Genomic DNA, 23623 nt, shown 5'->3' on the forward strand with positions numbered 1-23623 from the left:
GCGCTGAGGGGCTGGCCGGATTGGCTTGGGAGCATGATGCAACAGCTCGATCACAACCAATCACTGCCCGGGCGGACCCACGCCGACCATGCCGTACTCGTGGGCCTTGGCCTGGTCAAGACCTATGGCCCCACCGTCGCCCTCGGCGGTGTCTCGATCGCCATCCGGGAAGGTGAGTCGGTGGCGGTGATGGGCCCGTCGGGCTCCGGCAAGACCACCCTGCTGCACTGCCTGTCGGGCATCCTCACGCTCGACTCCGGGCAGGTGCTGCTCGACGACGACGTCTCTCGGGTGCGCGTCGACGGCCTGGACGCCGAACAGCGCTCCCAGCTGCGGCGTGAGCGTTTCGGTTTCGTCTTCCAACAGGGCCTGCTGCTGCCCGAGCTGACCGCCCAGGAGAACACCGCCCTGCCGTTGATGCTGGCCGGGGTGGGCCGTCGGGCGGCCGAGGAGCAGGCGCGGGGTTGGCTGGCGCAGCTGGGGCTGGCTGGGATGGAGGACCGTCGCCTGGGGCAGCTCTCGGGTGGGCAGGTGCAGCGCGTGGCCATCGCCCGCAGCCAGGTCACGGGAGCAGGGGTCACCTTTGCCGACGAGCCCACCGGCGCACTCGACCAGGCCACCTCCGCCGAGGTGCTCGGGGCCTTGCTGGACGCCACCGTGGGGCGAGGCCGCACCCTGGTGATGGTCACCCACGACGAGAAGGTCGCGGCACGATGCGGACGCACCGTGCGTCTGGAGGACGGCCGGGTGGTCAGTGACAGCAATCCGCTGCGTCCCGCCCTGGACGGTGCGGCATGAGCTGCACCAGCCGAGTGGAGGCCCCCGTCGTGCTGCCCCAGGGCGAACCCTTGGACGCCTCGCGGGTACCCGCCCTGGGGGTGCTTCGTGAACTGGCGGGCCTGCTGGGGCCGGCCAGCATCGCGGATCGCTCCAGCTGGGCACTGCCCGTCAGCGCGCTGGCGGTGGCCAGTGCGCTGAGCCTGTCGGTGGCCGGTGGGGTGCACCACTTCTTCAGCACCACGGGAGAACTGGCCGGCCTGTACCGCTTCCTCTCGAGCGTGGCACTCGCCCTGCTCCTGATCCCCCTGATGACCCTGGCCGGAGCAGCGGCGCGGCTCTCGGCACGTCGACGCGACACGAGGCTGAGCTCGCTGCGGCTGCTGGGCGCCAGCCAGGCGACGCTGCGCCTGCTGACCTTGGCCGAGGCCGGGGCAATCGCCCTGGTGGGCGGGGCACTGGGCGTGTTGGGCTACCTGGCCCTGATGCCGGTCTTCGGTTTGCTGCACTTCGGCGGTGGCCCCATCGGCGCGGGCAACCTGTGGATCGGCGTCCTGCCCGTGCTGGGCGCCCTGCTGGTGATCGTCGTGCTGGCCGTGCTCAGCTCGGTGTTGGGGCTGCGCAAGGTGGAGGTGACTCCGCTGGGGGTCCGCACCCGGCAGCAGGCACCCACCACCTCGAAGGCGCGCATGGTCATCGCGGTGCTGGCGATCGCCGCCAGTTCGGTGGTCGCCAAGCTGCTGGGGGCCGCACCCAGCATGGGCGTGGTGCTGGTCATGATGGTGCTCATGTTCGGCACGCCGCTGTTGGCGGTGAACCTGGCCGGGCCGTGGCTGGTCGCCCTGGTGGCGCGGCTGGACCTGCATCGTGCCCGGGGCCCGGTGCAACTGCTCGCGGCCCGCACCATCCTCGAGGACCCCAAGCAGACCTGGCGACAGGTGGGAGCGCTGGGAGCCACCACCTTCGTCGGTGTGCTGATGGGCGTCGGGATGGGAATGGCCAGCATGGTGGAGGGCCAGCGCCCCCAGGATCTGGTGGTGGCCAGCGACATCCGCACCGGCGTGCTGCTCACGCTGGCCATCAGCTTCGTCACCGTGGCCTGCAGCATCGGCATCAACCAGACCGCTGCCGTGCTCGACCGTCGCGAGCTCTACGTGGGGCTGGCCATGGTGGGCATGCCGACCGCGCTGATCGACGCGGCCAGGCGCCGAGCGGTGCTGCGGCCCGTGTTCGCCGTGGTGCTGCTCTCGGCGGTGGCCGCGCTGGCGCTGGTGCTTCCCCTGGGCATCATCAATGCCGCCCTGGAACCGGCGGCGCCGCTCACGGTGCTGGCCGTGCTGGTGGCAGGGATGGCGACGGTCTGGCTGGCGCTGCTGGCCAGCCGCGCCACCCTGCGGCAGGTCCTGGCCGCTGGTCTGACGCGGTCGGAGTGAGACACGGGTGGGTGCCCTCGGCAATGCAGGGGGGCGCCCACCCGGTGCGTCAGTGGCGCTTGGGCTCGCCGCCTCAGCGGCGCTTGAGCTCCTCGCGCAGGTGACCCACGTCCTCGGCCAGGCGGGTCAGGGCGACGTACATCTCCATCGACATGCGGATCAGCGCCAGGTAGAACAGGATCACGATCGGCGTGAGCAGCAGCATCAGGAAGCCGGCTCCGGCCTCGTCCTGGGCCATCATCCCGAAGGCGCCTGCCACCATGCCGAGCGCCACCAGGGCCATCATCACGGTGCACAGGATGTAGGTGATCCGCACGATCTTCGGGGTGGCGAAGTGGCGGAAGGAGAAGTCGAAGAGCGAGCCGAACAGTCCCTTGGTCTCGGCGCCGAGCGACTCATGGCTGCTGGAGCCACCCCAGTGCTGGGGCTGCTGCGGCGGGTACGGATTCACGGGCCCGCCCTGGGGGGCCTGCGGGTTCTGGGGCTGGCCCCACGGCGTCGACTGGGGAGCCGGGTTGGCGCTCGGCTGGTGCTGCGGGTCCTGCCCGGCGGGCTGGCCCGAGTTGGGGGCCCAGGGGTTGTTCTGCGGGTTCTGATCGCTCATATGGGTCTCCTTGTACGGGTTATGGCGCTGAGCCTAGTTCTGGATCGGGTCGGTTCAGCGGAAAGTACCCCTTCGGGTGCCCTGTTGGTGGCAAGTCCTCAGCTACCTTGACGGTATGGACCGCGAACGCATCCTTGCCATAGTCCTCGCCGGCGGAAAGGGCAGCCGGATGGAGGTGCTGACCCAGCGCCGAGCCAAGCCCACGCTCCCCTTCGGTGGTGTCTTCTCGCTGCTGGACATCTGCCTTTCCAATCTGGTCAACAGCCGGGTGCGCGACGTGTGGGTGGTGGTGCAGTACCGCGCCTCCAGCCTGGACGAGGTGTTGGCCCACGGCCGCCCTTGGGATCTGGACCGCAATCGCGGCGGGTTGCGCGTCCTGCCCCCACAGGAGGGGATCGGCGAGAACGAGGAGGGCATGGCCACCGGCAATGCCGATGCGCTCTTCCGCATCCGTGAGATGATCCGTCGCCACGATCCGACGCTGGTGCTGGTGCTCTCGGCAGACCACGTCTACTCGCTGGACCACCGCGACGTGGTGCGCACCCATCGCGAGGCTGGTGCCGAGTGCACCGTGGTCACCACCTCCATCAATGTGGACGAAGCGGGCCACCACACCCTGGTGGACGTGGACGCCGATGGTCGGGTGCTGGCCGTGCACCACAAGCCCGACGAGCCGCAGGGCGAGACCATTGCCTCCGAGGTCTTCCTCTACGAGCCTGACGTGCTGATCGAGCAGCTCGAGCGGCTGCACGACGTCCTGTCGCCCGGCGCGCCCGACCACGATTCCGGCTTGGGCGACTTCAGCGAGCACCTGCTGCCGGCCCTGGTGGAGCGCGGCAAGGTGGTGGCCCATTCCTTGCCCGGCTACTGGCGTGACCTGGGGCGTCCGTCGGCCTATTTCCGCGCCCACCAGGACCTGCTGGCCGGAGAGGTCGACCTCTTGCATCGGCCCGACTGGCCCATGTCGACGGCCTCGCAGGCACGGGCCGCCGCTCGCGTGCATGACGGCGCGACGGTGGTCGACTCGATGCTCGGCAATGGCACGGAGGTGTACGGCCGGGTGGAACGATGCGTCGTCGGCCCCGACGTCGTGATCGAGGAGGGAGCCGTGGTGCACGACGCCGTCCTGATGCGCGGGGTGCGGGTGCGGTCGGGTGCCCAGGTGGGCTGGAGCATCCTGGACGCCGGCAGCCAGATCGGCGTCGACGCCCACGTCGGGGCAGACCAGGCGCAGGACCAGGACTCCCGTTTGAAGTCCGAGGAGGTCACGCTGGTGGGCATGGACGCCGTGGTGGAGGACGGTGCCGTCGTGGAGCCGGGTGCCCGGATCCAGCCGGGTGAACCCGCCAGCTGACCGGCATTTCGACGTGCGCGGTCATCCGCGCACGTCGAGCCCACCGAAGCACGCGCTGCATTGCGTGCGCCTGTTGGCAACGCGTGCGGGGAGCAACGTTCCCCCGCACGTCACCTGAAGCTCAGCTGAAGGACACTCAGGATGGGCAATGTCGTGGTCATGACGACACGACGCACACTGCTCGGTGGTGCCCTTGGCGGCGCCGGAATGCTCGCGCTCGGCGGCCCCGGTTCTCTGGCCAAGGCCGCCCCCGCCCATGTCCGTTCCCGCGCCGGCCTGCCCAGCGGCGTCCAGGCCGGTGACGTCACCGCCCGTGGCGCCATGGTGTGGTCGCGCTCCGATCGCCCCGGCCGCATGATGGTGCAGGTCTCCACCTCTGGCCGTCGCGGCTCGTGGCGCACCGTCCCCGGCCCCTGGGCCACCCAGAAGAGCGACTTCACCGCCAAGCTCGAGCTGCGGGGCCTGCGCCCGGGCCGCGAGTACCAGTACCGCATCCAGTTCGAGGACATGGACGGTCGCCGCGGCCAGACCGGCGTCGGTCACTTCACCACGCCCGATCTGGGCACCGCCCCGCAGAGCTTCGTGTGGACCGGCGACACCGCCGGCCAGGGCTACGGCATCAATCCCGACCTGGGCGGCATGGTCGCCTACCGTGCGATGCACGAGCTGCGCCCCGACTTCCTGATCCACTCCGGCGACAACATCTACGCCGACGGGCCGATCCTGCCCACCCAGACCGAGCCCGACGGCCAGGTCTGGCGCAACATCACCACCCCCGAGGTGGAGAAGGTGGCCGAGACCCTCAACGAGTTCCGTGGCCGCTACCGCTACAACCTGATGGACGACAACCTGCGCGCCATGTACGCCGACGTGCCGGTGATCAGCCAGTGGGATGACCATGAGACCACCAACAACTGGTACCCCGGTGAGGTGCTGGACGACGAGCGCTACGCCCTCGAGAACCGCGTCGACGTGCTGGCCGCCCGCGCCCGCCAGGCCTTCTTCGAGTACATGCCCATCTCGGACCGCCACGGCCGTGGCCGTCAGGACCTGGGCCAGCAGCCGCAGCTCTACCGCAAGGTGCCCCGCGGCGCCCACCTGGACGTCTTCTGTCTCGACATGCGCACCTACCGGGCCTCCAACATCGAGGCGGCCGGCGAGGCCCGCAGTGCCTTCCTGGGCAACAAGCAGGTGGAGTGGCTGCTCGACGGGCTCGAGAAGTCCAAGGCCACCTGGAAGGCCATTGCGGCCGACATGCCGATCGGCATCATCGTCCCCGACGGCGACAACGTGGAGGCCATCTCCAATGGTCGTCCGGGAGGGCCGCAGGGCCGTGAGCTGGAGTTCGCCTACCTGCTCAGCGAGATCAAGCGTCGCAAGATCCGCAATGTGGTGTGGCTGACCGCCGACGTGCACTACTGCGCCGCCCACCACTACGACCCGACCAAGGCCGCCTTCAGCGACTTCGACCCCTTCTACGAGTTCGTCGCCGGCCCGATCAGCGCCGGGGGCTTCGGCCCCAATGACATGGACTCCACCTTCGGCCCGCAGGTGCTCTTCCAGGGAGTGCCCGAGTACAAGCTGCAGTCTCCCCGCAACCAGAAGGCCATGTTCTTCGGCCACGTCGAGATCGACCGGGCCGGAACCTTCACCGTCAGCCTGCGCAATGGGCTGGGTGAGGTGCTCTACACCAAGGCGTTGGAACCCCAGCGCTGACCACGGCCACCCACTGTTCGCCACCTACCCACAACCCCAGGAGACATCATGACCAATCCCACCGTCGGACGCCGCGGCGTGCTCGCCATGGGCGCCGGAATCACGGCCGCTGCCGCCGTCGCCGGGCAGGCCGAGGCCAAGCCCGGCAAGGGCCGCAAGAAGCACCCCAAGGCCAGCAAGCTGCGCTTCCGCGAGGACGGCACCTTCAAGGTGATCCAGTTCAACGACACCCAGGACACCCACCTGACCGACAAGCGCACCATCGAGCTCATCACCAAGGCCGTCGCCCAGGAGAAGCCCGATTTCGTGGTCTTCAACGGCGACATCATCAACGGTGATCCCGCCACCGCGCAGCAGGTCAAGCAGGCCTACAACAACGTGATCGCCCCCGTCGAGGCCGCCAACGTGCCCTGGGCGCTGACCTTCGGCAACCACGACGAGGACTCGCTGAAGAAGTCCGGCATGACCGAGCAGAAGATCATGAACTTCCTGCTGGGCTACGAGCACAACATGAACGTGCGCGACGACTCGCTCAGCGGTCATTCCAATGTGATGATCCCGGTGGCCGGCCGCCGCACCAAGGGCACCGCCGCGGCCCTGTGGCTGCTGGACTCGGGCCGTTACGAGGAGGAGACCCTCGACGGCCAGAAGGTGGAGGAGTACACCTACGAGACCCTGCACGCCGACCAGGTCTGCTGGTACCGCGAGCAGAGCCTCGAGCTCGCCAAGCGCAATGGCGGCCCGGTGCCCGGCCTGATGTGGATGCACATCCCCGTCTGGGAGACCCGCTTCATGTGGTACGGATCGCCCACCGACTGGACCGACGAGAGCCACCAGAAGGCCCTGACCAAGCACCAGATCACCGACCCGAACCGCAACGAGCGCGAGTACGTCAGCCAGTTCAACTCGGGCATCTACAACACCGTGCGCGAGCAGGGCGACGTGATGGGCATCTACTTCGGCCACGACCACGTCAACACCTACGAGGGCAACTACTTCGGCGTCCACCTGGGGTACGCCCCCGGCACCGGTTACGGCACCTACGGCCTGGACGGCGCCAAGAAGCACCACCTGCGTGGCTGCCGCGTCTTCACCCTCGACGAGCGCAAGCCCGGCGAGTTCGCCACCCGCAACCTGTACGCCAAGGACCTGGGCGTCGACGTCGAGACCGTCGACAATGTCCGGATCAGCGAACCGGCTCCGCTGCCCTTCTGAGCTGGGCCTGTCTGATCCAGGGATTTCTGGTTCAGGCCCCGCTTCCTGAACCAGGCTCCGCTGCGCCCCGCGGTGACCGCGTCCTTCTCGGGGACGCGGTTGCCCGGGGCGCAGTCACGTCTCAGGCCAGGGCGGCGAGCACCTGGCTGGCGTCGGGGTTGGTGAGTACTCGTCCCTTCGCCACGACGGTGGGGACCAGCTCGTTGCCGTCCTGCACGCTGCGCACGAAGGCCGCGGCCTCGGGATCCTCCCAGATGTTGACCAGGCTGATCCGCTCGTCGTCGCCCAGGCCGCGCAGCAGGCTCTCGCAGTAGGGGCAGCCCGGCCGCCAGTAGACGATGGCGTGGTCCTTGCCGCGAGGGATGATGGCCTCTGAGTGCTGGGTTTCCATGCCGACGATCCTGCCGTATCCCGAAAGCCGCTCGGGTTTGCGCGATCCGCGTGTGTTGCAACCCACGCGGATCACAGGAACCCACTCGGATTGCACGAACCCGAGCGACTGTGGCATCCCCGATGTTTTGCCGCTCGTGGCACCCCTGCCGTAGACTTCCCCAGTACCCCATCGCGGGGCACGGGGCGTTGGCGCAGTTGGTAGCGCGATTGCTTTGCAAGCAATAGGTCACGGGTTCGAACCCCGTACGCTCCACCGGATCACGGCCCCGACGGTTCCCCGTCGGGGCCGTGATCGTTTGCGCGAACCTGTGCCAGGCCCGGTCAGCCGCGAAAACCCGCGTACTTGTTCACCTTGCGCGTCAGCTTGGCGTCCTGCGGCACGTCCTTGCCGTCCAGCTCGAGGATGGGCGCGGCGCCGCGTCCCGAACTCACCAGCCACGCGGCGTCGGCCTTGAGCACGTCCTTCGGCTTCATCAGGTGCAGCTCGGTCTTCCAGCCGTCCTTGGCGGCTCGCTCGAAGATGACGTGCTGGGTGACCGAGTCGAGGATGCCGGTGGCGCCGTGCGGGGTGGTCAGCAGCTTGCCGTCGCGCGCCACCACCAGCGACGAGGTGGGGCCCTCCAGACAGTAGCCGTCGGTGCTGGTGTAGAGCACGTCGTCGGCGCCGCGACGCTCGGCCTCGCGCCCGGCGGCCATGTTGGTGGCATAGCTGAGCGTCTTGACCCCACCCAGCAGCCACGGCGCGTCGGAGTGTGCGTCGCTGGCGGTACCGCGGCACAGGGTGACCACGCGCAGCCCCTCACGCTGGGCCAGTGCCTTCTTGCTCATCGGCGTAATGGTCAACGCCAGCAGCGGCTGGCCGGGGGCGCTCTCGGATCCGCGGGTGTGCATCAGCTTGAGGATGGCCTCGCCCGGGTGGCGCCAGGCGCTGGTCGCCTCTTCCACCAGGGCCCGCCAGGCGTCAAGGTCGGTGTGCTCGCCGGCGAGCTTGTGCAAGGAGCGGTCCAGACGGGCCAGGTGCAGCTCCAGATGGTCCACCTGGCTGACTCCGTCGCTGGCGGTCACCACGCGCGTGGCGTCGAAGACACCGTCACCCCGGGTAAGTCCCAGATCGTCGGCAGTGGCCACCTGCTTCTTGGCGGCAATCACCCCACGACCGTGGACGGCCACCAGTTGCGCGGGTCGGCTGGAGTCGGAGTCCTTGGATTTCATTCCACAAGGCTAGGCGCATCGGGGCAGGAAGTGGGGTGTCGTCCACCGCGGCGTGGTTGGTCGACCGTCTCAGGGAGATGTCAGCGCACCGGATCTATCCTTGGGCGCATGTGGTCGCAGCGCCAGGTGGTGAGTCATGCCCTGCAACGTCGTCGAGCCCTCGTCGCCCTGCAGCAGCCGGTGCGCGCCCTGGAGGAGAATGGTCCCTGCGATGCCGATCCCTTGCTGGTGAGGGCTGCCCTGCACCACGGGGAGCCCAGCGCCGAGGAGTGTCCGGTGTGCGGGGGCGATCGCCTCACCAACCTGAACTACGTCTTCGGCAGCCAGCTGGGACAATTCAGTGGCCGCATCCGCTCCACCGAGGAGCTGGTGGAGATGCAGGACCAGTTCGGGGAGTTCAAGGTGCGCGTCGTCGAGGTGTGTCCGGACTGCTTCTGGAACCACTTGGTGACCACCTACACATTGGGTGATGGGCGCAAGCGTCGCGCCCCACGCCGTCAAGAGACCGTTGAGGACATCTATGGCTGACAAGACCCCTGACCGGACCGGTTCGGCATCCAGGCCCGCTGGCGCGCACGCCCCCAAGGGATCCGGGTCCTTCGGGCTGCTGAAGAAGATCGCCGGGGTGCTGGCCATCGGTGTGCTGGTGCTGGCACTGGTCGGCGCCATCGCGGGGTTGGTCTTCTACAACCGCACCTCGCTGCCGGATCCGAACAAGGAATTCACCACCAACACCACCTTCCTGTACTACAACGACGGTGAGACCAAGCTGGGCAGCTTCGCGGTGCAGAACCGCCAGAGCCTCAGCTACTCCCAGATGCCGCAGAGCATCAAGGACGCCGTGGTGGCCGCCGAGAACCGCGACTTCTGGAATGACCGCGGCATCTCGCCCACCGGCATCTTCCGCTCCGCCTGGGCGATTGCCCGCGGTGGTGAGGTGCAGGGCGGGTCGACCATCACGCAGCAGTACATCAAGGTGCTCTACCTCAGCCAGGACCGCACCATGGCCCGCAAACTGCGGGAGCTGGCTCTGGCCGTGAAGATGGGCAAGGAGATGCCCAAGGAGGAGATCCTCCAGGGCTACCTGAACACCATCTACTTCGGGCGTGGCGCCTACGGCATCCAGGCTGCCAGCAAGAGCTACTTCAACACCGATGCCAAGAACCTGACCGTGCCGCAGGCCGCGGTGCTGGCCAGCGTGCTGAACAATCCGTCGATCTATGACCCGTCGGCGGCCAAGGGCAACAAGGATCGCCTGCTGGAGCGCTACCGCTATGTGCTCTCGGGCATGCTCGAGGCGGGCAAGATCACACAGCAGCAGCACGACCAGTGGGCCAAGGCGCTGCCGACCTTCCCCGACATCCCGCTGAACCAGCGCTGGGTGGGCACCAATGGTTACCTGCTGAAGATGGTGCAGAACGAGCTGATGGCCAAGGGCTTCACCCAGGGCCAGATCGAGGGTGGCGGTCTCACCATCACCACCACCTTCGACAAGAAGTTGCAGGACCGCGCCACCGAGGTGGGCAGCTACTACAAGAAGCTCGTCGGCCAGAACGGTGACGGCGGCGCAGCCAAGCTGCACCCGGCCATCGCCTCGGTGAAGGTGGGTTCTGGTGAGGTGCTGGCCATCTACGGCGGCGAGGACTACATCAAGAACACCCGCAACTGGGCCACCACCGACCGTCCGTCGGCCTCCACCTTCAAGGCCTATGCGACGGTGGCGGGCCTGCGCAATGGCATGAGCCTGCGCACCCAGCTGAAGGGCAGCACCTACCGGCCACGCGGCGACTCGGTCATCGTCCGCAATGAGCAGGGCCACCAGTACGGCCCGGTGACGCTGCGCAAGGCGCTGGCCGACTCGATCAACACGGCCTTCGTCGACATGACCGAGCAGATCGACAACGGTCCGCAGGAGGTCATCAAGGCAGCCAATGACGCCGGCGTGCCCAAGGGCGAGGGCTGGGACCCCAACGGCCGCGTGGCCCTGGGCATGGCCGAGGTGAGCCCGCTGGAGAATGCCGGCGGTTTCGCCACCTTCGCGAATGAGGGCCGCCACGTGCCCAACCACGTCGTCGCCGAGGTGAAGGATGCCCAGGGCAAGGTGATCTACAGCGCCGACACCGAGGGCGAGCAGAACATCGAGCAGGACATTGCCGCCGACGTCGTCTCGGGCCTGCGCTCGGTGGTCGACGGCGGTACCGGTGCCCGGGTGGCCAACATGGGCTTCCAGGTGGCCGGCAAGACCGGCACGAACGGCATCACCCGTGAGGGCAGGAACATCATCAACTCGGCCTGGTTCGTGGCCACCAGCCCGCAGATCTCCACCTCGGTGATGTTCGTCGCCGGTGACGACGGCAACGCCTCGCTGGACAACTACCGTCGCCCCGGCGATGCCGCCTTCTTCGGTGGCACCTATCCCGCGATGGTCTGGCGCGACTTCATGAAGACGGCGATGGAGGGGCAGGAGTGGAAGTCCTTCCCCGAGCCCGCCAACGTGAACCTGGGCAAGGAGCGCACCGGTGAGGTCTATGTGCCGCCGGCCACGCCCACGGCCCAGCCCAGCAGCAGCGCGACGCAGGAGCCGGAGGCGTCACAGCCCACCTCCAGCCAGCCGCAGCCCAGCGACGAGCAGCAGCCCAGCGAGCAGCCCGCCGACGACGCGACGGAATCGTCACCGGCACCCACCGAGCAGCCGACCCAGCCAGAGACGACGCAGCCGCCGACCGAGCAGGAGCCGACCGAGCAGCCCACCCAGCCGGAGACGAGCCAGCCGCCGCCGCAGACCACCGAAGCGGCGCCGCCCCCCACCAGTGACGGGGATGCCGGCAACCAGCCTCCGCCGGCGACGACGCAGGCTCCGGTGCCGCCGCCCACCAACCAGGTGACGCAGCAGGCTCCCGGAAGGTCCGCAGAGGCCGGGGGCGGCGCCGGGCAGGGCGCCGCTGGCAAGGGCCAGGACGGCGGCGGGAACGGCTGAGCGTGAGCATCACAGACCTCAACCGACGGTTGGGCGGCCCGATGGGCCGTCACGCCGCGGCAGGTGGCCCATGGCGCAACCCCGCGCCGTGGGCCTTTGCCGTTGCCACGTTGTTGTGGTTGCTCACCCTGCAACGGCACTCGCTGTGCCGCCAACCCTCGCCCCAGGAGAGCGTCGACGCCTTCCTGCGGCTGTGCTATTCGGATGTCCCGATCCTCTTCCAGACCTCGGCGCTGGCCACGGGCGGATGGCCCTATGCGGACGTGGCGATGGAACAGCCCCCGCTGGCCGCCGCCCTGGTGGCGCTGGCCAGGTGGGTCACCGGGCTGCTCGGCCCGGGGCTGGCCCCCGGCATTGCCGCTGCCGACCTGCTTCGCAGCAGTGAGATCTTCTTCCTGACCACCGCGGTGCTGCTGTTCATCTGTTTCCAGGTGATGGTGGCCTGCCACCTGCTGCTGGGACGCGAGTCGGCCTCCTCACTGGCCGAGACCACCCGCGGCCGCAGGCGCAGCTGGGACGCCATGCTCGTCGCCGCCTCGCCCGCCGTCTTCACGGCCGGCCTGGTGAGCTGGGACCTGCTGGCCGCCAGCCTCACCAGCGCGGCGCTGTTGGCCTGGGCGTTGCGTCGCCCCGGCCTCAGTGGCGTGCTGCTGGGCCTGGCCATCGCTGCCGGACTCTGGCCGGTACTGGTGCTGCTGGCCCTGCGCCTGCTCTCGGCACGGGCAGGGCAGCTGCGGGCCTGGCGACGAGCGGCGGGGCGGGCCGCGCTGGTGTGGGCCGTGTGCAATGTGCCGCTGGCACTGGCCTTCCCCGATGCCTGGGCCACCTTCTACACCGCGTGGGCCACCAGCGGCGCCGATCTGGGGTCGTCGTGGTTCGTGCTGCAGGAGCTGGGGGTACGCATCCCCGCGGTGAGCCTGCTGGTGGCGGCCCTGATGCTGTCCTGGGTGGCGTGGGTGACCAATCTGGTGCGGCGGGCTCCCCGCCGCCCCCGCGTCGGGCAGGTGGCCTTCCTGCTGGTGGCCGGCTGGCTGCTGGTGGGCAAGGGCTACACCCCGCAGCACGTGGTGTGGCTCGTGCCGCTGGTGGCCCTGGCACGTCCCCGGCTGGGGGACTGGGCGGTGTGGAGCGTCGCCGAGGTGCTCTACTGGTGGGCCGTGTGGGCGCATCTGGGGGGTGACTCCGCGCCGGGTGACGGCGGCAAGGACGTCGTCTACCTGGCGGCGATCGTGCTGCGCCTGCTGGTGCTGCTCTGGCTGGTGCAGCAGGTGGCGCGCGGGGTGCGGGAACCCTGGCTGGATCCGGTGCGTGGCCCGTCGGTCGACGATCCGGCAGGCGGTGTGCTCGACCACAGCCCCGACGTGCTCGTCGCTCCCACGATTCACGGGAACGGGGAAGCACAGAACGGGGCTGCCCAGAACGGGGCAGCACAAGACGGGGCGGGGGAGGACCGGTGAGCAGCAGGCGACCGGCTCCACCCCAACACGCCACCGCTGCCTCCCTGGAGGCCTGGTGGGTGGCGCGCGCCTGGCTCCTCAGCCGGGGCCTGCTCCTGCTGGTGGCCCTGCTGGTGATGCTGACCCAGCGACGCAGCGGGCACGATCTGCTCAGCGCCTGGGACGTGGCACATTTCGAGGCGATCGCCACCAAGGGCTATGCCGATCCGCTCGACCAGGCCTTCTTCCCCGGGTTGCCGCTGCTGTTGAGGCTGGCCGACGCCTTCGCCATCCCGATGGGCCTGGCCGGCGTGGGGATCTCGGCGGTTTGCTCCGCCCTGGCGGCCTGGGCGCTGCTGCGTCTGGGAGGGCCGGTTGCCGCTGGGTTGTGGCTCTTCGCCCCCACCACCGTCTTCACCTCGATCGCCTACACCGAGGCGCCCTTCTGCGCCGCGGCCTTCTGGGCCTGGGAGCGGGGCACGCGCGGCAGATGGGGCCAGGCCGCCCTGCTGGTCGGGGTGGCCTGTGGCTTTCGCATCTCGGGTCTCTTCCTGATCGGCGGGCTCGGCCTGTTGGCGCTCACCCAGGCCTCACGCAGCTGGTTGCGACGCCTGGGCGATGCGGCCCTGGTGGCCTGTGCCGGAATCGTGCTGTTCGGCTACGTCGCCTACCTGCACCACCTCACCGGATCGTGGTCTGCCTGGTTCGAGGCGCAGCAGTCGGGCTGGAACCGTGGCTTCACCAATCCTGTGGATGCCCTGCAGAACACCATGGATGCCGCACGCCCGTCGCGCTGGCCGGATCGCCCCTCGGTGGCCGCGGTCTTCGGGCTCGAGGTGGTCTCGATGCTGGTGGGGGTGCTCACCACCGTCGTGCTGCTGGTACGGCGCAGCTGGGCCCAGGCCGGCTGGGTGGGGGTGCAGGTCTTCGCCTTCGCCACCAGTTACTGGTTCATGAGCGTCAACCGGGCCGTGCTGCTGTGGTTTCCGCTGTGGCTGCTGGTCGGCTCCTTGGCCGCCCACGGGTGGCCGCGGTCGTGGTCGAGTGTCCATCACGAGGGGCGCGTGCCTTTCGGAGGGTCGGTGATGCTCGCCCGCATCGGCGTCGTGCTCTTCGGGCTGGTCAGCCTGATGGGCATGGTGTGGTGGGCCTGGCTGTACTTCACCGGCGCGTGGGCGAGCTGATCTGCCGTGGGCCGAACAGTGCATGGCGACGAGGGTCCGGCTTGTAGGCTGACACAATGGCCCACCCGGTGACTCCCCGCACCCAAGCATGGCTGGGTCATGCCCAGCGGGTGGCGCTGTGGATCCTGGTGCCGGTGATGGCCGCGCTGACGCTCTTCGACCTGCGCCGCGACGTCAACGGCAACCACGGCGTGCTGAGCCTGGAGCTGTTGCTCTATACGGTGATCGTGGTGGTGACCCTCCCCGTGATCTGGGTGCGCCGACGACACGTCCTGCCGGCCTCCCGCCGTGTGCTGGGCAGTTTCGGCACGGTGTGGGCCTGTGCCCTGGTCAGCTCCCTGACCACCACCCGGCCCTTGTTGCAGAAGGTGGTGGTGGAGCGCCGCTACCTGGTGACCCCGGTCATCGAGGCCGGATTGGTGCCCGTGGCGGCCTTCGGCATCGTGCTGTCCATGGCCCCCAAGGACCGTCGACGCGCCCTGTGGATGGCGGCTGTCACCATCGTCGCGCTCACCCCCTTCGCGTGGTGGCGAGGGGTGGCCAATGGCGAGATCATCAGGCTTTCGTCGGCCTTGGGCGGGGCTGCCGTGGTGCACGTGCCGCTGCTGCTGTGCGCCGGGATCTTCGCCGACCACGCCGTGCGGGGCAGTCGGGTGGTGTTGAATGCGACGCTGGCCGTCGCGGCGGTGGTGATGGCGCTGCTCTCGGGGTCGCGCGCCGGGCTGATCTGCGTGGCGCTGTTCACCCTGCTGGTGCTGCGCTGGGGAACCTCCGGCAGGGCCCGACGCCTGACCAGCCGGGTGGCCGTCGCGACGGGCCTGGCGCTGGGCCTGTTGGTGGTGGTCGTGCCGTCCTTGCGTCGGCTGGTGGCCTTCTCCGACGAGCTGCGCCTGACCAACCTGACCACCGCCATGGACAGCCTCGGTGGTTCGCCCAGCACGGTCTTCTTCGGATTGGGCTGGGGCCGGTTGTGGCCCTGGTTCGCCTTCGAGACCGGCCGGCTCCAGATGCCCTGGCGCGGTGAGGGGCCCACCGAGTTCGGCACGGCGTTGACCAACCCGCACTCGATCTTCCTGGGAGTGTTGGTGGAGCTGGGTGCCCTGGCTCTGATCCCCGTGGTGTTGATGTTCGTCTTCCTGGTCCTGGCCGTGGCTCGGCGCGCCCGTCGCGGTGACAGCCCGGGCCTGTTGGTCTGCCTGGCGGTGATCGCGACGCTGCCGGCCTTCCTGTTCGACCTGTACCTGTTCAAGAACTTCGCCACCAGCTTCTGGTGGTGGTTGGTGCTGGCCGCCTTCCTGGCCACCGGCCCGGCTGGCGACGAGCGGAGCAGCGTTGCGGACCCGGGGGCGGCTGCGCTGCCCGAGTAGGGTTGCCGCGTGACCGTCGACCCGCCTCCCGCCAGGCCAGCCCCGGAAGAGCAGACGACCCTGAAGCCCAGGACAGGCGCGGAGCGCCCATCAACTCTGGAAAGCTTGGGCGGCTGGATCTCGTGGGGCGTCCTGCCCCTGGTGGCCGTCGTCGTGATGTTCGACCTGCGGCTGGGCCTCAGTGGCAAGCCCGACCCGATCAGCGCCCGACTGGTGGGTTTCTCACTGGTGGCCCTGGTTTGTGCGCCCTTCCTCTGGATCAACCGGCGCCAGGTGAACCGCACCGGACGGGTGATGCTCGGCTCCTTCTCACTGCTGCTCGGCTACGCCCTGGTCAGCTCACTGCTGACCGAGCGGCCCTTCATCCAGAAGATCCTGGTGCCCCGGCGCTACCTCGTGGTGCCCGTCATCGAGGCGGGTGTCACCATGCTGGCCGCCTGGGCGCTGGCCCTGGCGATGCCGCGGGCCCGCCGTCGCGCCATGTTGTGGTGGGCGGCGTGGGTACTGCTGGTGACCTCGCTGGCCGAATGGCCCGGCATGGCGGTGGCGATGGACAGTCCGCGGCTGGCCACCGGCATGGGTGGCGCCGCCGTCGTGCACCAGGCCTTCCTGCTCTCGGGTGGTCTCTTCCTGGGCTCACATCTGGCTGGCCATCGTCGACGGGCCAGCCTGGCAGGGGTGCTCCTGTCGGTGGCCCTGCTGGTGGCGACCGGTTCCCGGGCCGGGCTGGGATGCCTGGTCCTGGCCGGGATCATCTTCCTGCTGTGGTCCTTCCCGCGCGGCCTGGGGCGGGGAGTGGGGCGCGTGCTCGCGGGCGCCGCCGTGGCCCTGGCACTGCTGGTGGCGCTGGTGCCGTCGCTGCAACGCGTGCTGGTGCTGGGCGACGACATGCGGGCGATGAACCTGCGCACCGCCTGGGACGTGTTCACCTCCAGCCCGCAGAACCTGTTGCTGGGGGTGGGAAGCGGACACCTGTGGCCCTGGATGGCCTTCGAGACCGGCCACTTGAAGATCGCGTGGCGCGGCAAGGTCATCAGCGGCTTCGGCGAACACCTGACCAGCGCACACTCCACCTTCGCCGCCGTGGCGGTGGAGCTGGGGCTGGTGGGGTTGGCGCTCTTCCTGGTCCTGTGCGCCGCCCTGGTGCTGCGGCTGCGCCGCGAATGGCAGCACATGGGCACCCCGCAGGCAGACCCGTGGGCCTTCTGCCTGTCGGTGTGCGTGGTCGCCGCGCTGGCCGCCAGCCTGCTGGACACCTACCTGTTGAAGAGCTTCGGCATCGCCCTGTGGTGGTGGCTGCTGGTGGCCGGCGTGCTCGGCACCACCCCGGGGCCGACGGTGGCCGCCGTCGGGGCCTCGCGGGAGGCCGACGAACTCAGCTCGGACGGCCCGTCAGGTCGCTGACCACCTGCTGCGCCCGACGCAGCCACGAGTGCTGGCTGCGCACCCGCAGCACGCTGTCGCGCGCCGCCTCGATCCGCGCGGGATCGTCCGCCAGGCTCTGCAGGACCTCGCGCAGCGAGTCGCGGCCGTAGTCCACCGTCCAGCCCACCCCGTGGTGTTGCACGAAGTCTCCGGCCAGTGACCCGGTGGAGGCCAGGATCGGCTTTCCGTGGCCCAGGTACTCATAGACCTTGAGCGGAGCCGCGAAGGTCCAGTACTGGCTCGGCTTGGTCGAGACGACGCACACATTCGCCTGCTCGAACAACTCCCGCAGCCCTTCGCCATGGCGGTGCACCACGGTGATGTTCTCGGCCAGGTACTGCTCGTACTCGGGCCGGGCCGCTTCCCACTCGTTGGGGCGGGTACAGATGGTCAGGCTCACCTGGGGCAGCTGCTGCACCGCGGCGAACAGTTCGTGCAGCTGGTAGTGCTCACTGAAACCACCGATGAACAGCAGCTTCAACGGCGAAGGCTCCACTGCCGCGGGGGCGTCGGTCACGTCATGGCCTGGGGGAAGCTCGGCCAGTGGCACCCGTGAGGGCAGGGGCACGTGGCTGGCCATGCGCAGGCTGGGAAGGTAGAGCAGGTCGACGGTGCGGCCGTAGGCCAGCAGGTCATAGCGGTACATGGCCAGCGCCAACTGCTTCTTGGCCGGGTGCAGACCCTTGCCGTAGATGGGGAAACGCCAGTAGATGTCGCGGTAGAACAGGCCCACCTTGATGCCGTGGCGGCGCATCCGGTGCAGGAATCCGAAGTCCAGCAGGGGATGGCGGGGCAGGTGGTCCGGGTCCGTCAGCGTCGTCGGCATGGTGTGGGACTCGGAGTAGACCAGGTCGAAGTGCACACCGTCGGCGATGGCCTGCTCCACCTTCTTCATGGCCTCGCGGCGTTCCTTGCTGTGCCCGGCGACGATCCACACCTCGCCCAACTGCTCGAAGGCGCGCAGCATCTTCACCGGCCGCACCCCCGAACCGCCCGGGTTGTCCAGGATCAGGGGGGACGGAACATGGAAGATGATGCGGGGCGTGCTCGTCATGGTCAATCCTCTGCAGCGGGTCGTCGCGTCTGCGAAATCCGGGTCATGTGGTGATCTGGTCGGCCAGGGGGAGCGGCCCCGCGACGAGCCGAAGCACGTCAGGAGTTGGCCGATCCAACGGACAAGTCCACGTCACGACCGGTCAGGTCCTTCACGATCTGACCGGCCCTGCCACGCCAAGAATTCACCATCCGGACATTGAGTACTTGTGAGCGACGCTCTGAGACTTGGTCCGGGTGTGCTGTGAGTTGGTGCAACAGGTCAACGAAGGCCTTTCGATCGTAGTCCACGGTCCAACCAATTCCCCACTTTGTGACCAGATCGCCGGTCAAGGTGTGGTTCGAGCACAGGATGGGCTTCCCGTTGCCGATGTACTCGTAGAACTTCAGCGGTGCTGCGAAGTTTCGGTACTCGCTCGGCTCGATGCACAGGACTCCAATGTTGGCCTTCGCAAAGAGTTCCTTGAGGCCCTCTCCATGGCGGTGCACGATCTCGATGTTGTCTGCCAGGTACTCCTCGTAGCTGTGGCGTGCGGCTTGCCACTCCGATTCGCGGGTGCACACAGTGAGGTGCACGTCCGGGCACTGCTGTACCGCTGCGAACAGTTCGTGGAGCCGGTAGTGGTCGTTGAAACCGCCCACGAACAGCAAGGACAGCGGAGCAGGGTTGGTCTCCGGCGGCGTTCCCACGATGTCATGTCCGGGTGGGAGGGGCTTGGTGCGCTTGGAGGAGAAGGGCACGTAGGCCGCCATCTGTTCGCTGGGGAGGTAGAGGACATCCACGGCCAGACGGTAGGCCAAGCAGTCGTAGCGGTACATGGCCTTGGAGAAGAGACGCTTGAGCCGGGGCACGTGGGGGGCATAGTCGTCGAAGCGCCAGTAGATGTCACGATAGAAGAGCCCCACCTTCAGCCCGTGTCGCCTCATCCGATGCAGGAAGGCAAAGTCCATGAACGGGTGGCGTGGAAGGTGATCCGGGTCTGTCAGCGCGGTCGGCATCGTAGAGGACTCGGAGTAGACGAGGTCGAAGGTGACCCCCCGAGCAATGGCTGCGTCCACTTTGGCGATGGCCTTCTTGCGTTCCGCCGTGTGACCGCTGACCAACCAGACTTCACCGATGGACTCGAGGGCCCGCAGCATCTTCACGGGTCGCACCCCCGACCCGCCTGGATTCTCGAAGACCAACGGGTAGGGGACGTGATAGATGATGCGCAAATCGGCCACAGGAATCTCCAGTCAGGTTTCTCAGTGAGGAAACTGTATTGCTTGGGGGCGTCACGGAGAGGCTTTGTTCTCCTGATTGAGTGTTCACGGCCGGCAACAGAGGGTGGTGTGGGGGTTGGCCTAGACTCGGCCCATGGGCACCGAAGGTCACGCACTGCTGCTGTTCACCAATGTCTACCCCTTCGATAAGGGGGAGGAATTCCTCGAGAACGAGATCGACGCGCTCGCCGAGGCCTTCGACAAGGTGGTGGTGATCGCCTGCCAGACCGGGCCCGACGCGAAGCTGACCCGGCGCCTGCCGGAGGGCGTGATGGCCCTGCACGTCGACGGCCGTCGCCCCACTGGACGTAGGCAGGCGGCGTTGACCACGGCCAAGGGCATGGCCCACCTGGCTGGTGGTCGTTTCGCGGAGATGGACCGCCCCAAGGATCCGCGCCACGTCGTGATGGACGCCCAGTTCGAGGGGCGCGCCCGCGCGGCCCACGCCGAGCTGGCACCCCAGTTCGACCGGATGGGCCTGGGCCAGCTGGAGGAGGTCACCCTGTGTGCCTACTGGCTGCACGTCCCGGCCCGCGTCGCCATGCTCGTCGCCGACCAGCTGCCACAGCTCTACCCGCTGCTGCGGATCAACCAGCTCGTCAGCCGTACCCACCGCTATGACCTGTACGAGGAAGCCGCGCCGATGGGTCACATCCCGCTGAGAGAGGCCTTCCTGGGCCGCTTCGACGCGGTGCACCCCGTCTCCGACGACGGCACCGAATACCTGCAGCGCCGCTACCCCGCCCACGCGGGCAAGGTCTCGACCCGTCGGCTGGGCACCCCCGACCCGGGCGAGCGGGTGCAGACCTCGCGGCAGCCCTTCCACGTCGTGAGCTGTTCCTTCACCCTGCCGGTCAAGCGGCTGGACCGCTTCGCCCCGGCGCTGAAGCTGGTGCAAGAGGCGGGCTTCGACGTGCTGTGGACCCACTACGGCTCCGGTGACGAGCTCGACGAGCTGCGAGCACAGGCGCAATCCCTGCTGGGCAAGGAGCACGTCGTGATGCCGGGCTATGTTCGCAATACCGATCTGGCGGGCCTCTACCGCGAGCAGCACCCCTCGCTGTTCATGAACCTCTCCGCCAGCGAGGGGCTGCCGGTCTCCATCATGGAGGCCACCGCCCTGGGGCTGCCCGTGGTCGCCACCGATGTGGGTGGCGTGCGCGAGATCGTCCACGACGGCCGCAATGGCGCCCTGCTCCCGGCGGAATTCACCGACCAGCAGGCGGCCGACGCACTGCTGGCGATCGCCCGGATGGACGACGAGGCCTATGGCCGGCTGTGCGACGCGTCGCGCGCCGTGTGGGAGGAGAACTTCTCCAAGGACCGGGTCTACCCGGCCTTCGCCGCGGAGCTGCGCGAGAGCTGATCCTTCGACAGGCTCAGGAACCGCCCTTCGACAGGCTCAGGGGGCGTCTGGGCAGTCGGCTCAGCTCTGGCCCACCTGGTCACCGGGGATCTCGGAGGTCTGCTCCACCTGCTCCTCGGCGACGGCAGCCGTCGTCTCGCCGGTCTGCTTGGCGTCGTGCTCGGCGCCAAAGCCGTTGTCATAGGCCTTCGCGACGTACAGGGCCAAGCCGAGGTAGCAGCACAGGAGGACCGCCATCGACCAGGAGACCAGCTTGAGCGTGGCGTTCAGGTCGTCGTGGGTGGTCCAGATGATCGCCAGCGGAGTGACCATGTAGATCGTCGCGAAGAAGAGCGCCAGCCCTTGGCGGCGTGCCACCACGAAGACGGTCGAGACGGGCGACGTGACGAAGTTGATGTACAGCCAGGGCACCAGGATCGCGGCGACCACGCCGGCGCCGCGCCATTCCTCGCCCAGGAAGATCGGCATGAACCACGGCCCGAGCGCCCAGATCAGCGCGAAGGGCAGGATGCCGATGGCCAGCGAGCGCACGATGGACATCCGGATGGCGCGGTACATCCTGCCGCGCGGGGTCACCGAGAGCTTCTGGAAGAAGACCTGGCTGAGCGCAGCGTTGATCAGGTTCATCGGGGTCTGCACCAGCGTCCAGGCCATGTTGAAGGCGCCCGTGGTGCCGGCCCCGAAGAAGTGCGAGAGGGTGGCAGGAATGCCCGAGATGCGGATGGCGTCCACCAGGGCATTGGGCGCGTTCAGCAGGGGCATCTTGGAGTAGGCGCGAATCAACTCCATGGTGCTGCGTGACTTGCCCGGAGCGCGCAACACGTCCTTGCCGGAGCGGATGAAGAAGTTCGTCAAGGCGGCCGCCTGGCCCAGCAGGGTGGCGACGACCAGTCCGATCGGTCCCAGCGCCGCCCAGGCCACGAACATCCGGCCCCCGGCGGTGGTCAACGAGTTGACCATGGTGTTGGTGCTGGTCACCTTGTACTGCTTGCGGCGGTTGGACCAGTAGTTGACGATGTTCACCTGGGCATAGCCCCAGATGATCAGGCCCACCATCGGCAACCAGGGAGCCACCTGCTCGGCGAAGTACTGCTGCCCCTCATGCGGTGTGATCAGCCAGGCGGCCAGCTCGTCACCCCACAGCACCATGGCGGCGGCGGCGAGCAAGGAGATGCCGGTGTTCAGGGCCGTGCTCAACCGGAAGAGCTGGCGCGCGTCGTCGTCATTGCGGGGCAGCACGATGGCCATGTCATAGCGCAGTGCCGCCACGGGAATCAGGAAACCGGCCACCGCCATGAAGGCGCCGTTGTAGATGCCCCACATCTCCGTGGTGACGCCCAAGCGCGTGATGATCGGGGTGGTGGCGAAGATGACCACCTGCGCCAGCGTGGTGCCGGTCATCAGAGTGAGCACATTGCGCAGGAACTCGCTGCTCGTCATCGACTTCAGGCGTGCGCCGAGCCCCGATTGCGAGGGGGCCGGACTCTTCTGGGGCTCAGTCACGAGGGCAATCGTACGACTGGTTCGCTGTGCCTCCGCTGACCCGCAGCCGGGTGGCAGACTGGCTCCAGCGTCGTCGAGAGGACCTCCCATGACCCGCATGGTCGTCATCACCCGCGCCTGGCCCTACCCGCCAGGCGAACAGTTCGTCGACGGGGAGGCCCCCTTCTGGGTGCGCGACGGCCTGGAGACCGTGGTGATGCCCTGGTGGGCAGACGGTCAGCCCCGGCTGGTCCCGGCCGGGCTGCAGGTGGACCTCACCCTGACAAGGCGCTCCCGGGCCGACGACCTGCGCGCCGCGGCCGAGGCGCCGCTGCTGGAGCAGGCCAGGCAGGAGATCGCCGCCCTGCGTGCCGATGGTCGGCTCGACAAAGCGCAGCTGGCCAATGTGATCCGCACCACCCGCGGTGCCCTGGTGGCCCGGGACCGGCTGCGTGGCTGGATCCGCCGCAACGGCCCCATCGACGTGCTCTACAGCTACTGGTTCGACTCCTGGACCCTAGGCGCCCTGCTGCTCAAGGGCGAGGGGATCGGCCGCGTCGCCACCCGGGTGCACGGCTACGACCTCTACGAGGAACGCCATCCGGCCGGCCACCACGCGCTGCGACGCCTGCTGGTGGACCGGCTCGACCTGCTGCTGCCGGTCTCGCGGGCCGGCGGCGAGCATGCCGTCCAGACCTATGGGATCGACGAGTCGGTGGTGCACCACGCACCGCTGGGCGTCGACCTGCCCGAACAGCTCTGCCAGCCCTCGCCGGCGGGCCAGCTCAACCTGCTCAGCGTCGCCTCCTGCCTTCCCGTCAAGCGCATCGACCGCCTGGTGCAGGCCACCCAACTGCTGGCCCAGCGCCACCCCGAGCTGCAGGTGCGCTGGACCCACCTGGGAGGCGGCCAGCTGCACGACCAGCTGGTGAACCAGGCCGGGGCCCAGCAGGCCGAGAACCTGACCATCGAGCTGCCCGGCCAGGTGGACCACGACCGGGTGCGCAGCTTCCTGCGCGAACAGCCGGTGGACCTGTTCGTCAACACCTCCGAATCCGAGGGCGTTCCGGTCTCGGTGATGGAGGCGATGGCTGCCGGCGTGCCCGCCATGGCGCCGCGGGTGGGCGCATTGGACGAGATCATCCCCGGCGACGGCCCCGCCGGACACCTGTTCGGGCCCGCCCCGACGACCGAGGAGATCGCCGAGGCACTGTGGCAGTGGCGCGAGCGCAGCAAGTCGGCCGAGGCCCGCGATGCTGCCCGGCAGGTGATCGCCCACCACTACGAGCGCGCCGCCAACCACACGCGGCTGATGCACCTGCTGCTGCCAGAAGCCTGATCGGGCACCACCGCGCCGGGCTCCCCG

General features: G+C 68.6%; 19 protein-coding genes and 1 tRNA gene. 14 read left to right on the forward strand and 6 right to left on the reverse strand.

What is annotated here, in order from left to right:
- Nucleotides 1–33 precede the first annotated feature (33 nt).
- Complete coding sequence (locus ACOAMO_RS04785; protein WP_420176445.1) at nucleotides 34–798, forward strand: ABC transporter ATP-binding protein; 765 nt, start codon at nucleotides 34–36, stop codon at nucleotides 796–798.
- A complete protein-coding gene (locus ACOAMO_RS04790) occupies nucleotides 795–2210 on the forward strand; it encodes an FtsX-like permease family protein (protein WP_420176446.1) in 1416 nt (471 codons plus the stop codon). The genes ACOAMO_RS04785 and ACOAMO_RS04790 overlap by 4 nt, the downstream gene beginning before the upstream one ends.
- 73 nt (nucleotides 2211–2283) lie before the next feature.
- On the opposite strand, the gene ACOAMO_RS04795 is transcribed toward ACOAMO_RS04790, so the two are convergent.
- On the reverse strand, nucleotides 2284–2814 hold the full coding sequence (locus tag ACOAMO_RS04795) for a DUF4282 domain-containing protein (protein WP_420176447.1): 531 nt from the start codon (nucleotides 2812–2814) through the stop codon (nucleotides 2284–2286).
- A gap of 115 nt (nucleotides 2815–2929) precedes the next feature.
- Between ACOAMO_RS04795 and ACOAMO_RS04800 the strand changes: the two genes are divergently transcribed.
- From ACOAMO_RS04800 to ACOAMO_RS04810, 3 genes are all read left to right on the forward strand, one after another.
- On the forward strand, nucleotides 2930–4168 hold the full coding sequence (locus ACOAMO_RS04800) for a glucose-1-phosphate adenylyltransferase family protein (protein WP_420176448.1): 1239 nt from the start codon (nucleotides 2930–2932) through the stop codon (nucleotides 4166–4168).
- Nucleotides 4169–4327: 159 nt separating this feature from the next.
- On the forward strand, nucleotides 4328–5884 hold the full coding sequence (locus tag ACOAMO_RS04805; RefSeq protein WP_420176449.1) for an alkaline phosphatase D family protein: 1557 nt from the start codon (nucleotides 4328–4330) through the stop codon (nucleotides 5882–5884).
- 48 nt (nucleotides 5885–5932) lie between these two features.
- Nucleotides 5933–7099 (forward strand): metallophosphoesterase family protein, encoded by a 1167-nt coding sequence (locus ACOAMO_RS04810; RefSeq protein ID WP_420176450.1) that lies wholly within the window; start codon nucleotides 5933–5935, stop codon nucleotides 7097–7099.
- A gap of 121 nt (nucleotides 7100–7220) precedes the next feature.
- Here the strand turns inward: ACOAMO_RS04810 and ACOAMO_RS04815 are convergent, their stop codons facing one another.
- Nucleotides 7221–7490, reverse strand: coding sequence for a glutaredoxin domain-containing protein (locus ACOAMO_RS04815; protein WP_420176451.1), 270 nt, complete (start codon nucleotides 7488–7490; stop codon nucleotides 7221–7223).
- A 182-nt stretch (nucleotides 7491–7672) separates the two neighbouring features.
- Here ACOAMO_RS04815 and ACOAMO_RS04820 point away from each other — a divergent pair.
- Nucleotides 7673–7745 (forward strand) — tRNA-Ala (locus tag ACOAMO_RS04820).
- 68 nt (nucleotides 7746–7813) lie between these two features.
- Here ACOAMO_RS04820 and ACOAMO_RS04825 read toward each other — a convergent pair.
- The gene (locus tag ACOAMO_RS04825) at nucleotides 7814–8704 is read right to left on the reverse strand and encodes an aminodeoxychorismate lyase (RefSeq protein ID WP_420176452.1); all 891 of its coding nucleotides are present in this window, start codon (nucleotides 8702–8704) and stop codon (nucleotides 7814–7816) included.
- Nucleotides 8705–8812: 108 nt separating this feature from the next.
- On the opposite strand from ACOAMO_RS04825, the gene ACOAMO_RS04830 reads away from it, so the two are divergent.
- From ACOAMO_RS04830 to ACOAMO_RS04855, 6 genes are all read left to right on the forward strand, one after another.
- Nucleotides 8813–9232, forward strand: coding sequence for a DUF5318 family protein (locus tag ACOAMO_RS04830; RefSeq protein WP_420176453.1), 420 nt, complete (start codon nucleotides 8813–8815; stop codon nucleotides 9230–9232).
- Nucleotides 9225–11681, forward strand: a complete 2457-nt coding sequence (locus ACOAMO_RS04835; RefSeq protein WP_420176454.1) for a transglycosylase domain-containing protein — start codon at nucleotides 9225–9227, stop codon at nucleotides 11679–11681. The genes ACOAMO_RS04830 and ACOAMO_RS04835 overlap by 8 nt, the downstream gene beginning before the upstream one ends.
- Nucleotides 11682–11683: 2 nt before the next feature.
- Complete coding sequence (locus ACOAMO_RS04840) at nucleotides 11684–13138, forward strand: hypothetical protein (RefSeq protein WP_420176455.1); 1455 nt, start codon at nucleotides 11684–11686, stop codon at nucleotides 13136–13138.
- Nucleotides 13135–14301 carry a hypothetical protein gene (locus tag ACOAMO_RS04845; protein ID WP_420176456.1) on the forward strand — a complete coding sequence of 389 codons (1167 nt, stop codon included), beginning with the start codon at nucleotides 13135–13137 and terminating at the stop codon, nucleotides 14299–14301. Before ACOAMO_RS04840 ends, ACOAMO_RS04845 begins: the two co-directional genes overlap by 4 nt.
- 56 nt (nucleotides 14302–14357) lie before the next feature.
- The gene (locus tag ACOAMO_RS04850; RefSeq protein ID WP_420176457.1) at nucleotides 14358–15668 is read left to right on the forward strand and encodes a hypothetical protein; all 1311 of its coding nucleotides are present in this window, start codon (nucleotides 14358–14360) and stop codon (nucleotides 15666–15668) included.
- A gap of 105 nt (nucleotides 15669–15773) precedes the next feature.
- Nucleotides 15774–17072, forward strand: coding sequence for an O-antigen ligase family protein (locus tag ACOAMO_RS04855; RefSeq protein ID WP_420176458.1), 1299 nt, complete (start codon nucleotides 15774–15776; stop codon nucleotides 17070–17072).
- Here ACOAMO_RS04855 and ACOAMO_RS04860 read toward each other — a convergent pair.
- Complete coding sequence (locus tag ACOAMO_RS04860) at nucleotides 17044–18147, reverse strand: glycosyltransferase (protein WP_420176459.1); 1104 nt, start codon at nucleotides 18145–18147, stop codon at nucleotides 17044–17046. The two genes, ACOAMO_RS04855 and ACOAMO_RS04860, sit on opposite strands and share 29 nt — an antisense overlap.
- Before the next feature lie 98 nt (nucleotides 18148–18245).
- The gene (locus ACOAMO_RS04865) at nucleotides 18246–19370 is read right to left on the reverse strand and encodes a glycosyltransferase (protein ID WP_420176460.1); all 1125 of its coding nucleotides are present in this window, start codon (nucleotides 19368–19370) and stop codon (nucleotides 18246–18248) included.
- Between the two features lie 133 nt (nucleotides 19371–19503).
- Between ACOAMO_RS04865 and ACOAMO_RS04870 the strand changes: the two genes are divergently transcribed.
- Complete coding sequence (locus tag ACOAMO_RS04870) at nucleotides 19504–20775, forward strand: glycosyltransferase (protein WP_420176461.1); 1272 nt, start codon at nucleotides 19504–19506, stop codon at nucleotides 20773–20775.
- A gap of 60 nt (nucleotides 20776–20835) precedes the next feature.
- Here the strand turns inward: ACOAMO_RS04870 and ACOAMO_RS04875 are convergent, their stop codons facing one another.
- Nucleotides 20836–22278 (reverse strand): lipopolysaccharide biosynthesis protein, encoded by a 1443-nt coding sequence (locus tag ACOAMO_RS04875; RefSeq protein ID WP_420176462.1) that lies wholly within the window; start codon nucleotides 22276–22278, stop codon nucleotides 20836–20838.
- 88 nt (nucleotides 22279–22366) lie between these two features.
- Between ACOAMO_RS04875 and ACOAMO_RS04880 the strand changes: the two genes are divergently transcribed.
- Nucleotides 22367–23596, forward strand: coding sequence for a glycosyltransferase (locus ACOAMO_RS04880; RefSeq protein WP_420176463.1), 1230 nt, complete (start codon nucleotides 22367–22369; stop codon nucleotides 23594–23596).
- The last annotated feature ends 27 nt before the right edge of the window (nucleotides 23597–23623 follow it).

This window comes from Luteococcus struthionis, from assembly GCF_048595755.1.
Lineage (GTDB): Bacteria > Actinomycetota > Actinomycetes > Propionibacteriales > Propionibacteriaceae > Luteococcus.

Excerpts from the sequence above, each read along its gene's own strand:
- ACOAMO_RS04795 (WP_420176447.1), bottom strand. The coding sequence starts at position 2,814 with ATGAGCGATCAGAACCCGCAGAACAACCCCTGGGCCCCCAACTCGGGC.
- ACOAMO_RS04880 (WP_420176463.1), top strand. The coding sequence starts at position 22,367 with ATGACCCGCATGGTCGTCATCACCCGCGCCTGGCCCTACCCGCCAGGC.
- ACOAMO_RS04790 (WP_420176446.1), top strand. The coding sequence starts at position 795 with ATGAGCTGCACCAGCCGAGTGGAGGCCCCCGTCGTGCTGCCCCAGGGC.
- ACOAMO_RS04810 (WP_420176450.1), top strand. The coding sequence starts at position 5,933 with ATGACCAATCCCACCGTCGGACGCCGCGGCGTGCTCGCCATGGGCGCC.
- ACOAMO_RS04825 (WP_420176452.1), bottom strand. The coding sequence starts at position 8,704 with ATGAAATCCAAGGACTCCGACTCCAGCCGACCCGCGCAACTGGTGGCC.
- ACOAMO_RS04850 (WP_420176457.1), top strand. The coding sequence starts at position 14,358 with ATGGCCCACCCGGTGACTCCCCGCACCCAAGCATGGCTGGGTCATGCC.
- ACOAMO_RS04835 (WP_420176454.1), top strand. The coding sequence starts at position 9,225 with ATGGCTGACAAGACCCCTGACCGGACCGGTTCGGCATCCAGGCCCGCT.
- ACOAMO_RS04785 (WP_420176445.1), top strand. The coding sequence starts at position 34 with ATGATGCAACAGCTCGATCACAACCAATCACTGCCCGGGCGGACCCAC.
- ACOAMO_RS04800 (WP_420176448.1), top strand. The coding sequence starts at position 2,930 with ATGGACCGCGAACGCATCCTTGCCATAGTCCTCGCCGGCGGAAAGGGC.
- ACOAMO_RS04870 (WP_420176461.1), top strand. The coding sequence starts at position 19,504 with ATGGGCACCGAAGGTCACGCACTGCTGCTGTTCACCAATGTCTACCCC.
- ACOAMO_RS04830 (WP_420176453.1), top strand. The coding sequence starts at position 8,813 with ATGTGGTCGCAGCGCCAGGTGGTGAGTCATGCCCTGCAACGTCGTCGA.
- ACOAMO_RS04805 (WP_420176449.1), top strand. The coding sequence starts at position 4,328 with ATGACGACACGACGCACACTGCTCGGTGGTGCCCTTGGCGGCGCCGGA.
- ACOAMO_RS04860 (WP_420176459.1), bottom strand. The coding sequence starts at position 18,147 with ATGACGAGCACGCCCCGCATCATCTTCCATGTTCCGTCCCCCCTGATC.
- ACOAMO_RS04815 (WP_420176451.1), bottom strand. The coding sequence starts at position 7,490 with ATGGAAACCCAGCACTCAGAGGCCATCATCCCTCGCGGCAAGGACCAC.